The sequence below is a fragment of the Streptomyces sp. NPDC052496 genome (genome assembly GCF_040679095.1).
Taxonomy (GTDB): domain Bacteria; phylum Actinomycetota; class Actinomycetes; order Streptomycetales; family Streptomycetaceae; genus Streptomyces.
In genome coordinates this window covers 44,960-58,640 of the sequence record NZ_JBFAUH010000009.1, presented here as the reverse complement: position 1 = coordinate 58,640, position 13,681 = coordinate 44,960, and the positions used below count along the sequence as shown (strand labels likewise).

The following is a 13,681-nucleotide window of genomic DNA, read 5'->3' as shown; positions in this document are numbered from 1 at the left end:
TGAGAGGTTAGTTTTCCGTGACCGTCACTGAACTGGTGTCGTACGAGGACGCGCTGGCCACCTACGACCCCGTGATGGGTCTTGAGGTGCACGTCGAACTCGGCACCAAGACCAAGATGTTCTGCGGGTGTTCGACCGCCCTGGGCGCCGACGCCAACTCGCAGACCTGCCCCACCTGCCTCGGCATGCCCGGCTCGCTCCCGGTCGTCAACGCGGTCGGCGTCGAGTCCGCGATCAAGATCGGCCTGGCGCTGAACTGCTCCATCGCCGAATGGTGCCGCTTCGCCCGGAAGAACTACTTCTATCCGGACATGCCGAAGAACTTCCAGACGTCGCAGTACGACGAGCCCATCGCCTTCGACGGGTACCTGGACGTCCAGCTGGAGGACGGCGAGATCTTCCGCGTGGAGATCGAGCGCGCCCACATGGAGGAGGACACCGGCAAGTCCACCCACGTGGGCGGCGCGACGGGCCGTATCCACGGCGCCTCGCACTCCCTCCTGGACTACAACCGCGCCGGCATCCCGCTCATCGAGATCGTCACCAAGCCCATCCAGGGCGCGGGCGAGCGGGCCCCCGAGGTCGCCAAGGCGTACGTCGCCGAGCTGCGCGAGCTGATCAAGGCGCTGGGCGTCTCCGAGGCCCGCATGGAGATGGGCCAGATGCGCTGCGACGTGAACCTGTCGCTGCGCCCCAAGGGCACCGAGAAGTTCGGCACCCGCTCGGAGACGAAGAACGTCAACTCGCTGCGGTCGGTCGAGCGCGCCGCCCGCTTCGAGATCCAGCGGCACGCGGCCGTGCTCTCCTCGGGCGGCACGATCATCCAGGAGACCCGCCACTTCCACGAGGAGGACGGCTCCACCACCCCCGGCCGGGTCAAGGAGGAGGCGGAGGACTACCGCTACTTCCCCGAGCCCGACCTGGTCCCGGTGGCCCCGTCCCGCGAGTGGGTCGAGGAGCTGCGCCAGGGTCTGCCCGAGCTGCCGCGCGTCCGCCGTAACCGGCTGCGCGAGGAGTGGGGCGTCTCCGAGCACGACATGCAGTCGATCCTCAACGCGGGCGCCGTGGACCTGATCGTCGCCACCACCGAGGCCGGCGCGGACTCCGCCGCCGCCCGCAAGTGGTGGATGGGCGAGCTGGCCCGCCGCGCCAACGAGGACGGCGTCGACCTCGCCGCCCTGCCCATCACCCCGGAGCAGGTCGCGCGGGTCGCGGCGCTGGTCGCCGAGGGCTCCCTCAACGACAAGCTGGCCCGCCAGACCATCGAGGGCGTCCTCGCGGGCGAGGGCGACCCGGACACCGTCGTCGAGAAGCGCGGCCTGAAGGTCGTCTCCGACGAGGGCGCGCTGGGCAAGGCCGTCGACGAGGCGATCGAGTCCAACGCCGCCATCGCCGACAAGATCCGCGGCGGCAAGGTCGCGGCGGCCGGCGCGCTGGTCGGCGCGGTCATGAAGGCCACCCGCGGCCAGGCCGACGCGGCCCGCGTTCGTGAGCTGATCCTGGAGAAGCTGGGCGTCGAGGGCTGACGTCCGGTAACGCGGTAAGGGGCGGCACACCGATGGTGTGCCGCCCCTTTCGCTGCCCTACGGCAGGTTGTGGACGTGCGGTCCCACCGCGTTCGACCAGGCGTTGCCGGTCGCCGCGTCCCAGTTGGTGGACCAGGTCATGGCGCCGCGCAGGGACGGGTAGGTCTTGGCGGGCTTGAAGGAGCCGCAGCCGGTGCCCTTGGTGAGGCAGTCCAGCGCGTTGTTGACGACGCTGGGCGACACGTAGCCGCCGCCGGCGGCGCGGGTGGAGGCCGGGACGCCGATGCCCACCTGGGACGGGTCGAGGCCGCCTTCGAGCTGGATGCAGGCCAGGGCGGTGAGGAAGTCCACGGTGCCCTGCGAGTAGACCTTGCCGTCGCAGCCGAGCATCGAACCGCTGTTGTAGTACTGCATGTTGACGACGGTGAGGATGTCCTTGATGTTCAGCGCGGTCTTGAAGTAACCGCCCTGGGTGGACTGCATGTCGATGGTCTGCGGGGCCATGGTGATGACCAGCTTGCTGCCCGCCTTCTGGGACAGCGAGCGCAGGGCCTGCGACATGTAGGTCGGGTTGATGCCGTTTTCGAGGTCGATGTCGACGCCGTTGAAGCCGTACTCCTGCATCAGCGCGTAAGCGCTGTTGGCGAAGTTGTTCGCGGAGGCGGAGTCGTTGACGGAGATGGTGCCCTTCTCGCCGCCGACGGACAGGATGACGTTCTTGCCGGCCGCCTGCTTCGCCCTGATGTCGGCCTTGAACTGCGCGACCGTGTAGCCGCCCAGGCCCGCCGAGTCGAGGTTGAAGGTGATCGCGCCGGGCGTGGTGGTGGCGTCCGCGAAGGAGACCGCGATGATGTCGTACTGGTCGGAGACATCGCTGATCTTCTGGACGGTCGCGCCGTTGTTGAAGTTCTGCCAGTAACCGGTGACCGCGTGCTTCGGTACGGAGGGGCCGGGGCCGCCGCCACCCGGGGACGTGGTGGCGGTGACGGCCGCCGACTTGGCGGACTCGCCGGCCGCGTTGACCGCGCTGACCTGGAAGCGGTACGCGGTGGCGGGGCTCAGGCCGGTCACGGTGGCCGACGTGCCGCCGACCGCCTGGACCTTGGTGCCGTCGCGGTAGACGTGGTACCCGGTGGCGTACTTCGCCGGACTCCAGGACAGCGCCACGGAGGACGAGGTGACCGCGCCGGCGGTCAGCCCGGCGGGCGCGTCGGGGACCGGGTCGCCCGGGTCGCCGCTGCCGCCGCCGTCCGGCCCGAAGACGCTGATGTCGTCGGCGAAGTAGGCGGACTGCCCGTACCAGCCGTGGGTGTAGACGGTGACGGAGGTGGTCGAGGGGCCGGTGGTGAAGGTGGTCTTCAGCTGCTGCCAGGTGGTGGCACCGGGCGCCCAGGTGGACACGTCGGTCGTACCGGTGCCACTGGCGCCGAGGTAGACGTACGAGCCCTGCACGTACGCGCTGAGCGTGTACGTCGAACCGGGCTTGACCGCCACCGTCTGCGAACACCTGGCCTGGTCGGAGCCGGACGGCGTGGCCTTCAGGGCCGAGGTGCCGCCGTGCACCGGGGAGGACACGGCGGCGCCGGCGCCCGCCGGACACGTCCAGCCGGAGAGCCCGGACTCGAACCCGGGGTTCTTCGCGTTGTTGACGTCGGCGGCGGCACCGGCGGGCGCGGCGGCGTGGGGGGCCGCCGAGGCGCCGGCCGCGGTGCCGGTGACGGCGAGGGCGGCGGCCGCCAGACCGGTGAAGGCGGTGCCGATCCACCGTCTGTGCCGGGAGCGGGGGGTGCGGGACATGAGGGGGTGGGGCATGGCTGTCTCCAAGTCATGAGCCCGGAAGGGCCGTCCGCCGGGCCCGGAGGCGGGCGGGCGTTGCGCACACAAAATGGTCCAGACCAATGCGGTTGTCAAGAGTTCGTGAAGACTTCCGCCGGTGTTCGTGCCGCCGCCGGGGCCGGGTCAACCGTTCTTCCGGATGATGCGCGGTCCCCGGGTGCCCTCCTCAGGGAGGGGCGGCGGTGAGCGGCGTACATCTTCCTCCTTAGGGGGCAGGTGGTCACCGTGGAGGATGATCCGGTCTCTCGCGGGCCCGAAGGTGGAGGGGTGCAGCACCACCAACCACCGTCACGGACACCACAGTTACAGGAGCGGACGACCATGGCTGAAGTGAAGCGCCGGAGCCTGCTCGCGGGAGCGGCGGCACTGGGGGGAACGGCCGCCGCGCTGGCGGCACCGGGCCTCGCGGCGGCGGCCGCACCGGCCACTGCCGCCGGACCGGGAGCGACCGCCGCCGCGGCCGGCCGCCCGCCCGGCACCGGCCTGGTCACCCTGGGCCCCGGCGACCCGCGCTACGCCTCCCTGACCCGGCGCGGCTGCAACGGCCGCTTCGTGGGCAAGCCCGACCACGTGCACGTCGTGAGCACCACCGAACAGGTCGTCGCCGCCGTGCAGCAGGCCGTACGGGACGGCAAGCGCATCGCCGTACGCAGCGGCGGCCACTGCTTCGAGAACTTCGTCGACGACCCGTCCGTCAAGGCCCTGATCGACACCTCTCCCCTGCGCGCGGTCCACTACGACGCCGCCCGCCGGGCGTTCGCCGTCGAACCCGGCGCCCTGCTCGGCGAGGTCTACCGCGCCCTGTTCCTCGGCTGGGGCGTGTCCATCCCGGCCGGCGCGACCGCCGAGGTCGGCGTCGGCGGCCACGTCCTCGGCGGCGGGTACGGCACGCTCTCGCGGCGGTACGGACTGTCCGTGGACCACCTGTACGCCGTCGAAGTCGTCGTCGTGGACCGCGACGGCAGGGCCCGCGCCGTGGTGGCCACCCGCGACCCCGAGGACCCCCACCACGACCTGTGGTGGGCGCACACCGGCGGCGGGGGCGGCAACTTCGGCATCGTCACCCGCTACTGGTTCCGCGACCCGCAGGCCCGGGGCGACGACCCCACCCGCCTGCTGCCCAAGGCCCCGGCGTCCCTCCTCAGCTTCGCCGCCACCTGGGACTGGAAGAACCTCGACGAACGCGCCTTCACCCGCCTGGTGCGCAACCACGGCACCTGGTACGAGCACAACAGCGGCCCGGACTCCCCGTACGCCGACCTGTTCAGCGTCCTCATGCTCAACAGCCGTAACACCGGCACCATCCTCATGGCGGGCCAGATGGATGCCACCACACCCGACGCCGAGCGCCGGATGCGCGCCTACGTGGACGCCGTCGGACGCGGCGTGGGCACCCGGCCCACACTCGACCACTCCGTCCGGCCGTGGCTGGAGGCGGTGGCCCTCGTCCAGGAGAGCGAACCGGCCCCCTTCAAGGTCAAGGCCGGCTACCTCCGCAAGCGCTACACCGACCGGCAGATCACCGCGATCCACCGGCATCTGGCGGCCCCCGCGGGCAGTAAGGACGCCGTACCCGAAGGCGTCAACGGCTCACTGTGGCTGGTCTCGTACGGCGGAAAGGTCAACACCGTCGCACCGGACGCGACGGCGGTGGCCCAGCGGGACTCGATCCTGAAAGCGGTCTACATGACCGGCTGGGAAGGACCGACAGAAGCCGGCACGAAGCCCCAGGCCTGGCTGCGCGCTTTCTACCGCGATGTCTACGCGGACACCGGCGGCGTGCCCGTACCGGGCGAGGTCAGCGACGGCTCATTCATCAACTACCCGGACACCGACCTGGCCGACCCGAAACTGAACGCCTCCGGCGTCCCCTGGCACACGCTCTACTACAAGGAAAACTACCCGCGCCTCCAGCGCGTCAAGGCCCGCTGGGATCCGCGCGACGAGTTCCGGCACGACCTGTCGATCCGCCCGGCGCGGTGACGTGGTCCGCACCCGGGCTGCCCGTGGGGCGGCCCGGGTGCGGGCGGTCAGTCCTCGCCGGACGGGATCACGAAGCCCCGGGTGGGGCCGCCATCAGCGCGCCGGGCCGGTTCCGGGCCTCCGTCCGGGAACTTGGCGACGACGGCCGCCAACGCGTCAGGAGTGGTGTCCTTTCGCGTCCCGGGATCGGGGCTGGGTGACCTCGCTCTGCGGGTGGGTGCCGATGGCGTGCCGCACGGCGCGGATCACGCTGCGGGGGCTCATGGGCGTACCGCCGGGGCGTTGACCGGTAGCCCCAGGACGCGCGGCTCGTGTGGGTGGTTGCGGATCTCCAGGGAGCAGTCCAGCGCCGCCGAGTGGTCGGTGAAGCCGTCCGCCGTGCCCTTTCCCGTCCGGTACGCCCGTCGCCAGGCCGCAGCGTGCGCGCACCCCTTGCAGTCCTGGACCGGCACCGGTTCGAGTGACGGGGGCTGCATGGGGAGATCGACCGGCGGTTCCGGACGGCTGCGGTGCGGTGTGGACCGGCTCACGACCGGTCGGGTCCAGGTCAGCACCCGCGCCCGCTCGCTGTCGGTGGGCCGGCGCAGCCGGTCGGGCCGGACTGCCCACTCAGCGCCGCCACCCGGCGGAACGAGATACGCAGCCCCCTCGATCAGCCTGCGCACCTCACCGATTCGGCTGCTGGTCGCGTCAACCGCGTACGTGCCCGTGGTGGGGGCCCAGTCGTAGGCCATGGTCATCGCCGTCCCCTCGGTGGTTCGTAGGGCGATCGTCGCGCCGGGACCGGCGTGGCCGCCAGCGGCCCCATGTAGGCCAGATGTCGGCCAGACTGGCTCCATGCGAAGCGGCATCGGGGCCAACATCCGGCGTGAGCGGAACCGCCGTGGATGGAGCCAGGAGCGCTTGGCGCACGAGATCTGCCGGGGCGCCGGGGTGACAGGCGAACCGGTGGGCCGCCAGGAGGTAAGCCGGTGGGAGCAGGGGAAGCGCACGCCCCGCCAGTGGCTGCCGTTCATCGCTGCTGCCCTCGGTGTGTCCGTGGACATGCTCACGGAGTCGCAGAAGCCCGATGAGCCACCCTTGCCGTCCCTTGCGGACTTCCTGCCCGACGACGATCCGCTGGCTCCGCTCAGCGCCCGCGAGGGCCGGCGCGTCGGACTGGGGCAGGTCGGTGACCTGCAAAAGCGCGTGCACGGGCTCCGGCTCGCCGACGACGTGCTGGCCGGGGGCGACCTGATCCGTCCCGCTCTGCGGGAACTCCGCGCCGCTGTACGGGTCTACAAGGAAGGCACCCACTCCGGGGAGGTGGGCCGTGCTCTCCTCCGCCAGATCGGCGAGTTGGCGCAGATCGCGGGATGGATTGCCAGTGACGCCGGGCAGCACGCGGATGCGGAACGCGTCTACCGGCTCGGCATCAGCGCGGCAATGCAGGCGGACGACCGGACGCTGGCCGGAGACCTCGCTGGATCGCTGGCCTATCAACTGAGCAACATCGGCAGGGAGGTTGAAGGGGCCCGGCTCGCACGGGCAGCCTTCGACGGGGCGGGGCCGGACGCACCCCCGAAAGCTCGCGCGTTGTACCTCGATCGGGTGGCATGGGCCCACACCAAGGCAGGGGAAGTCCAGCCCGCCATGCGGGCACTCGGAGAGGCCGGTGAGGCGTTGGCCGCGGACAGCGTGGGCGCCGAGTCGCCCGCCTACCTGTACTGGGTGGACGCCGGGGAGTTGCGGGTCATGGAAAGCCGGGTCTACACGGAGCTGCGTCGGCCTTTGCGTGCGGTGCCGGTGCTGCGGGACGTGCTCAGCCGGTACGACTCGACGCACACCCGGGAACTCGCCCTGTATCTGTCGTGGCTGGCCGTCACGCTGGCCGACGCGAACGAACCGGAAGAGGCGGCAGCGACAGCGGAACGGGTCGTCACGCTGAGCGCGGCCGTGACCAGTGACCGTACTGCGGAGCGGGTGCGGATCGTGCTGGGCCGGCTGGCGGGCTTCCGGGACGTGCCGGAAGTCCGGGCGGTACTCGACGGCGCCGCGTGAGCGCCGACGACGGGGTGCGGCCATGCCCGGAACCGTAACCGGAACCGGACCCATCTGTTCTCGAACTTGTCACTCCGACACCTATCTCGCGCCACCCCGCTCCACTACCGTCCCGCTCGCCCCCGCCAATGGGCCGGTGGCGAACCATTGCCCGGCCGTGGGCAGTCGACTGGGAGGTCGCGCGTGGCATCCGAGGTATCTCGTAGGCGGGTCGTGGGACTTGGTGCGGCGGCCGCCGCTGCGTCGCTGCTGCCGCCGTCGTTGCAGCAGGCGCTGGCCGCCGGGCCGGAGGCGTACGCGTCCGGGCATGGGGGCGGGAGTGGCCGGGGCGGGCTCGGTGGGATCGGGCATGTGGTCGTGCTGATGCAGGAGAATCGTTCCTTCGATCACTACTTCGGGATGCTGCGGGGCGTACGCGGCTACGCCGACCGCAACGCCGTGCAGCTCCCGAACGGCCGGAGCGTCTTCGAGCAGCCGGGGGCGCTCGGCGTCGGCACCGTCCTGCCCTTCTCCGTACGCGAGGCCGCGGCGGCCCAGAAGAAGGACCTCCAGTACATCGGGGCGCTCAACCACGAGTGGGCCGGCGGCGCCAAGGCGTGGCGCGACGGCTGGATGGACCACTGGGTCACCGCGAAGACGGCCGCCACCATGGCCCACTACGACCGCCAGGACATACCGCTGCACTACGAGCTCGCCGACACCTTCACCGTCTGCGACGCGTACCACTCCTCGATCCACTCCTCCACCAGCCCCAACCGCAACCACCTGGTCAGCGGCTGGACCGGCTTCGAACCGGGCTCCGGCAAGCGCGCGGTCGGCAACGACGCGTACGCGGAGGACACCCATACGGGGTACACCTGGCCCACGTACGCCGAGCGCCTGGAGAAGGCCGGGCGCAGCTGGCGCGTCTACCAGGAGTGGGACAACTTCACCGACAACAACCTGGAGTTCTACGCCACCTTCAAGGCGGTCATGAAGAAGGCGCTGGCCAAGGTGGGCGGCGGCGTGCAGAACATGACCGCGTTCTACGGGAAGGTCGCCGCGGCCGGTGAGGCCGAGCGCAAGCGCTTGCAGGGACTGCTGGAAGAGGGCGTACGGGCGCTGAGCGCGGCCGACCGCAGTCTCTTCGAGCGCGCGCTGCGCCGCGGGGAGCCGGGCTCCACGGCCACCGCCTTCGCCGCCGACGTCGCAGCGGGCAAACTGCCCGAGGTGTCCTACATCGTCCCCTCCGCCGCGGACTCCGAGCACCCCGGCTCCTCCTCGCCGGTCGCCAGCGCCACCATCGTCTACAAGGTGCTCGACGCGCTGGGGAAGAACCCGGACGTGTGGCGGCGCACCGCGCTGTTCCTCACGTACGACGAGAACGACGGGTTCTTCGACCATGTGCCGCCGCCGGTGCCGCCGGCCGGCACGGAGGGCGAGTTCTGGGACGGCAGGCCGACCGGGCTCGGGATGCGCGTGCCGATGCTGGTGATCTCGCCCTGGTCGGTGGGCGGCTACGCCTGCTCGCAGGTCTTCGACCACACCTCGATCGTCCGCTTCCTGGAGCGCTGGACCGGCGTGCGCGAGCCCAACATCAGCGCCTGGCGGCGCAGCGTCTGCGGCGATCTGACCACCGCCTTCGACTTCTCGCGCCCACGCCGGCAGCCCGCCGTCGAGCGGCCCGGCGCGATCCCGCCGTTCAGCGGGCGCTGGTCCCCGCGCCCGCCGCGCGAGCAGCGGCTGCCGCGCCAGGAGCCCGGCACCCGGCCCGCGCGCCCGCTGCCGTACCAGCCCGACGCGGACGGCGCGTACGACGCGCAGGCGGGGCGCTTCCGGCTCGCGGTGCGCAACGAGGGGCGGGCCGGCGCGCACTTCGCGCTGTACCCGTACGCGGGGGAGTACGGCACGCCGCAGCACCGCGACGTGCTGGGCCGGGCCGACTGGGAAGTGCCCGTCAAGGACGGCACGTACCGCTTCACCCTCACGGGCCCCAACGGGTTCCGGCGTGAGTACGCGGGCACGGCCGCCGGTGCCGCCGCCGCGGTCCGGATCGCCACCCGCCTGGACGCGCACCGGCATGAACTGCACCTCACCCTCGTCAACAAGGGACACACCGACCTCAGCTTCACGCTGAAGCCGCTGGCGTACGGTGACGCCGCGCCCCGGAAGATCACCGTGCGGGCCGGCAGCACCCGTACCGTCGCGCACTCCGCCGCGGCCGCGCACGGCTGGTACGACCTGGACCTGGCCGTCGCACAGGACCCGGCCTTCCACCGCCGCTTCATGGGCCACATCGAAAACGGGAAGGAGTCGGTCACCGGCTGACCGCGGCCGTACGCAAACGGCCCGCTTCCGAACGCCGGCCGGTTCCGCTTCCGGATCCCTTTGTGGGGAAGTCCACAAAGGGGTCAAAGGATCTTTTCGGGCTGTCACTCTGCAAGAGGTACGGGCCCGCCGCCCCTTCGTCGGCAGGCGGTGGTCCCGTGCTTCCCCCTCCATTACGCGTTCGGCACCACGGGTACACCCCGGGAGACATCGGCGCCTGACCCGGGAAGCAGACGAAGAGCTTGATGACCGGACTGACCCGGTGGTGCCTGCGGCGCCGCATCGTCGTGATCGTGCTCTGGCTCGCCGCCTTCGCGGGAGCCGCCGCCGCGGCCGGAGCCGCCGGCTCCGCCTACTCCGACCACTACGACGTCCCCGGTACGGAATCGGGGCAGGCCGGAGCCCTGCTGGAACGGGCCTTCCCGGACCGCTCCGGGGACCGCGACACGATCGTGTGGCACACGGAGACCGGCACCGTACGCGCGGGCGCCGTGCAGAAGGACCTCCAGCAGACCCTCGACAAGATCTCCAAGCTGCCCGGCGTCGCGTCCGTACAGAGCCCCTACGGGCCGCAGGGCACCGGACAGATCAGCCAGGACGGACACACCGCCTACGCGGGCCTCGCCTTCGACGCCGCCACCGAGGACCTGGACAAGGCCCAGGTCCAGCGCGTCGTGGACACCGCCGAGGCCGCCGCGGGCGACGGACTCCAGGTGGCGCTGGGCGGCGCCGGCATCGCGGTCACCGAGACCTCGGGCGCCCACCTCGCCGAAGCGATCGGCCTCGGCGCCGCCGCCGTCGTCCTCTTCCTCGCCTTCGGCTCGCTCGCCGCCACCCTCCTGCCGCTGGTCACGGCGGTGGTGAGCGTCGGCACCGCCACCGCGGGCATCTCCCTGCTCGGCCACGCCATGACGGTGGCCGACTTCGCCCCGATGCTGGGCATGCTCATCGGCCTCGGTGTCGGCATCGACTACGCGCTTTTCATCGTGACCCGGCACCGCAGAGGGCTGAAATCCGGTCTCACCGTCCAGGAGGCCGCCGAGCGCGCGGTCAGCGTCTCGGGGCGCGCGGTGGTCTTCGCCGGCGCCACCGTCTGCATCGCCCTGCTCGGCATGCTCGTCCTGCGGCTCGGCTTCCTCAACGGCGTCGCCATCGCCGCCTCGCTCACCGTCGTCCTGACCGTCGCCGCCTCCGTCACCCTGCTCCCGGCCCTGCTCGGCGTCATCGGGCCGCGGGCGCTGAGCCGGCGCGAACGGCGGCAGCTGGCCGCCGACGGACCCAGCCCCGAACCACCGGCCGGCTTCGCGGCGTGGTGGTCCGGCTTCGTGGAGCGCCACCCCAAGCTGCTGGGGGCGGCCGCGGCCGTCGTCATGCTGATCCTCGCGCTGCCCACGTTCTCCTTGCACCTGGGCACCTCCGACCAGGGCAACAACCCCGCGACGAGCACCACCCGGCAGGCGTACGACCTGCTCGGCAAGGGCTTCGGACCGGGCTCCAACGGGCCGCTGACCCTGGTCGGCGATCTCGACGGAGCCAAGGACCGGCTGGCCTTCGACCGGCTGCCGGACGAGCTGCGGAGCACACCGGGCGTGGCGCGGGTCCAGGGGCCGGAGTTCGACGGCAGCGGCAGCACCGGCGTGATCACGGTCGTACCGGACGGCTCCCCGCAGTCCCGGCAGACCTCCGACCTGGTGGAACGGCTGCGCGACACGGTGCTGCCGAAGGCCGGCGAGGGCACCAGCATGCGGGTCCACGTGGGCGGGGTGACCGCGAGCTACGACGACTTCGCGTCCGTCATCGTCGGCAAGCTGCCGCTCTTCGTCGGCGTCGTGATCGGCCTCGGCTGCGTGCTGCTGCTCCTCGCGTTCCGCAGCATCGGCATACCGCTGAAGGCCGCCGCGATGAACATCGCGGCCGTCGCCTCCTCCTTCGGGATCGTGGTGGCGATCTTCCAGTGGGGCTGGGGGAGCGAACTGCTCGGGCTCGGCAGCGCGGGCCCGATCGAGCCCTTCCTGCCCGTGATCATGGTCTCGGTCCTCTTCGGGCTCTCCATGGACTACCAGGTCTTCCTGGTCAGCCGGATGTACGAGGAATGGCGGCTGACCCGCGACAACCGCCGCGCGGTACGCGTCGGGCTCGCCGAGACCGGCCGGGTGATCAACTCGGCGGCCGTCATCATGATCGCGGTCTTCGCGGCGTTCGTGCTCAGCGGCGACCGCATCATCGCGATGTTCGGCATCGGCCTGGCCGCCGCCGTCGCCCTGGACGCCTTCGTGCTGCGCACCCTGCTCGTACCCGCCCTGATGCACCTGCTCGGCGGCGCGAACTGGTGGCTGCCGGGGTGGCTGGAGCGGCGGCTGCCGCGGATCAGCATCGAGCCGCCGGGGGAGGCGGAGCCGGTCGTGCGCCCGGGGGCAGGCCCGGAGGATACGGAGGGTGCGCTACCGGTTCCGGTTGCGGTTCCGCTTGCCGTGCCGGGGGCGCGGCGGGGCGGCGAGGGCCTGGTACGGAAGTAGCGCGGGCCGGTTGCCGCCGTAGGTCCCGTGGGACCTCAGGCCTGCCCTCGTACGTCTCGTACGGCCTGCCTCCCCCCGTGCGGCCTGCCTCCACCCCCCCCGTGCGGCCTGCCTCCATACCCCCGTGCAGTCGGCCTCCGTACCCCCCTCGTACGGCCTGCCTCCTGCCCCCTCGTACGGTCGGCCGCCGTACGTCCCGTGTGGCACGCCCGTCCGCCGTGGCGGCCGGTTTCCCCTGTGCCCCGGGGATTCTCATACGTCTCTCAGACGCGGCCCCTACGGTCGCGCCCATGGACACCACCAAGACCGAAGAGCGCACCGACGACACGAAGGCCGACCAGGCCAAGGCGGCCACCGGGACGACGGAGGCCGACGGGGCGTCCGAGGCCGCCGCGGCGGACGGGACGGCCGGGGCGAACGACAAGACCCCGGCCGACGGTACGGCCGACGCGGACGCGCCGCGCACCACGGACGCCGACGGGGCGGACGAGGAAGACGGCAAGAACGCCGCGGACACCGCGGACCCCGACGCGGCGCCCGCCGCGGCCGCGACCGGCTCGGTGGCGTCCGGCGCCGGTGCCGTCGTCGCCGCCGGGCTGGGGCTCGCCTCGCTCACCGGCACCTGGGTCGGCACGGTGCTGGCCGAGCGCCAGACGCTGCTCGGCCAGATCAAGCTCCAGACGGGCAAGGCCACCGACCAGATCGGCACCGTCTACGGCGCCCCCTGGCACACCCACGCCCTCGTCAACGGCATCTTCGCGCTGCTCGCCGTCGTCGTCGCCGGCCTGGTCCTCACCCGGCCCCGCCCGACCTGGATGCGGGCCGTGGCCTGGGGCGGCCTCGCCCTCGGCGTACTGGGCCTGATCGTCTCCGCGGGCATGTACTTCGACCTGTTCGCGAGCCTGCCCACCCTGCCCAAGGCCGGCGCCGGAACGCCCGGTTCCTGAGGCCGCAGCCGCCGACGGGCCCCGGGAGCGGGCCGTACCTAAGGCCGTACGCGGCCGCCTGAGGCACGGCCGGCCCGGGGCCCCGTTCCGTCTAAGGCCCCCGCACCCCGCAAGATCGGGAACCTGCCCGATGTGGGCCGTCCCCCTGGGCGAGCAGGCTGGAGCACGTCAACAGGCACCGCAGGCAGGACCGCCGGCGGATGCCACCGTGCCGATGCCGGAACCAGGGAGCACACGATGTACTACGGGGAACTCGCCATCCGGACCCGCTACGACCAGCTGCGGCGCGAGGCCGACCAGGAGCGGCTGGCCCGTCAGGCCCGCGAGGGGCGGCAGGCCCGCACGGCCCGGCGCGCACGGCGGGGCGCCGGCTCGGCCGGGAACGGCGCCGGAGGGCGGGTGAACGGCGCACCGGACCGGTACACCCGCGCCGCCTGACGGGTGAGGCGCACCCGTGCCACCCTCGGCGACGGCCCGGCGGCCCCCTCAGCCGCCCCGCGAGCCGTCCCACGTGACGATGACCACT

The 13,681-nt window shown here is 72.2% G+C and carries 9 protein-coding genes; 7 read left to right on the top strand and 2 right to left on the bottom strand.

Annotated features, from left to right (window positions below; all coding sequences use genetic code 11):
• Positions 1-17 precede the first annotated feature (17 nt).
• On the top strand, positions 18-1,526 hold the full coding sequence (gene gatB / locus AB0L45_RS14575; protein WP_365839617.1) for an Asp-tRNA(Asn)/Glu-tRNA(Gln) amidotransferase subunit GatB: 1,509 nt from the start codon (positions 18-20) through the stop codon (positions 1,524-1,526).
• Positions 1,527-1,583: 57 nt separating this feature from the next.
• Here the strand turns inward: gatB and AB0L45_RS14570 are convergent, their stop codons facing one another.
• The gene (locus AB0L45_RS14570; RefSeq protein ID WP_365839920.1) at positions 1,584-3,323 is read right to left on the bottom strand and encodes a glycoside hydrolase family 18 protein; all 1,740 of its coding nucleotides are present in this window, start codon (positions 3,321-3,323) and stop codon (positions 1,584-1,586) included.
• A 360-nt stretch (positions 3,324-3,683) separates the two neighbouring features.
• Here AB0L45_RS14570 and AB0L45_RS14565 point away from each other — a divergent pair, with 360 nt between their 5' ends.
• Complete coding sequence (locus AB0L45_RS14565; RefSeq protein WP_365839615.1) at positions 3,684-5,345, top strand: FAD-binding protein; 1,662 nt, start codon at positions 3,684-3,686, stop codon at positions 5,343-5,345.
• 260 nt (positions 5,346-5,605) lie between these two features.
• Here AB0L45_RS14565 and AB0L45_RS14560 read toward each other — a convergent pair whose 3' ends face one another.
• Positions 5,606-6,085 (bottom strand): hypothetical protein, encoded by a 480-nt coding sequence (locus AB0L45_RS14560; RefSeq protein WP_365839613.1) that lies wholly within the window; start codon positions 6,083-6,085, stop codon positions 5,606-5,608.
• Between the two features lie 97 nt (positions 6,086-6,182).
• On the opposite strand from AB0L45_RS14560, the gene AB0L45_RS14555 reads away from it, so the two are divergent.
• The 5 genes from AB0L45_RS14555 (at position 6,183) to AB0L45_RS14535 (ending at position 13,593) form a co-directional block, all read left to right on the top strand.
• Positions 6,183-7,385: a helix-turn-helix domain-containing protein gene (locus AB0L45_RS14555; RefSeq protein ID WP_365839918.1), complete on the top strand. Its 1,203-nt coding sequence runs from the start codon at positions 6,183-6,185 to the stop codon at positions 7,383-7,385.
• Between the two features lie 183 nt (positions 7,386-7,568).
• Positions 7,569-9,692: a phosphocholine-specific phospholipase C gene (locus tag AB0L45_RS14550; protein WP_365839611.1), complete on the top strand. Its 2,124-nt coding sequence runs from the start codon at positions 7,569-7,571 to the stop codon at positions 9,690-9,692.
• 245 nt (positions 9,693-9,937) lie between these two features.
• The gene (locus AB0L45_RS14545) at positions 9,938-12,208 is read left to right on the top strand and encodes an MMPL family transporter (RefSeq protein ID WP_365839609.1); all 2,271 of its coding nucleotides are present in this window, start codon (positions 9,938-9,940) and stop codon (positions 12,206-12,208) included.
• Between the two features lie 290 nt (positions 12,209-12,498).
• Positions 12,499-13,155: a hypothetical protein gene (locus AB0L45_RS14540; RefSeq protein ID WP_365839608.1), complete on the top strand. Its 657-nt coding sequence runs from the start codon at positions 12,499-12,501 to the stop codon at positions 13,153-13,155.
• A gap of 237 nt (positions 13,156-13,392) precedes the next feature.
• The gene (locus AB0L45_RS14535; RefSeq protein WP_365839606.1) at positions 13,393-13,593 is read left to right on the top strand and encodes a hypothetical protein; all 201 of its coding nucleotides are present in this window, start codon (positions 13,393-13,395) and stop codon (positions 13,591-13,593) included.
• Positions 13,594-13,681 lie beyond the last annotated feature (88 nt).

Excerpts from the sequence above, each read along its gene's own strand:
- AB0L45_RS14570 (WP_365839920.1), bottom strand. The coding sequence starts at position 3,323 with ATGTCCCGCACCCCCCGCTCCCGGCACAGACGGTGGATCGGCACCGCC.
- AB0L45_RS14565 (WP_365839615.1), top strand. The coding sequence starts at position 3,684 with ATGGCTGAAGTGAAGCGCCGGAGCCTGCTCGCGGGAGCGGCGGCACTG.
- AB0L45_RS14560 (WP_365839613.1), bottom strand. The coding sequence starts at position 6,085 with ATGACCATGGCCTACGACTGGGCCCCCACCACGGGCACGTACGCGGTT.
- AB0L45_RS14555 (WP_365839918.1), top strand. The coding sequence starts at position 6,183 with ATGCGAAGCGGCATCGGGGCCAACATCCGGCGTGAGCGGAACCGCCGT.
- AB0L45_RS14545 (WP_365839609.1), top strand. The coding sequence starts at position 9,938 with ATGACCGGACTGACCCGGTGGTGCCTGCGGCGCCGCATCGTCGTGATC.
- AB0L45_RS14540 (WP_365839608.1), top strand. The coding sequence starts at position 12,499 with ATGGACACCACCAAGACCGAAGAGCGCACCGACGACACGAAGGCCGAC.
- AB0L45_RS14535 (WP_365839606.1), top strand. The coding sequence starts at position 13,393 with ATGTACTACGGGGAACTCGCCATCCGGACCCGCTACGACCAGCTGCGG.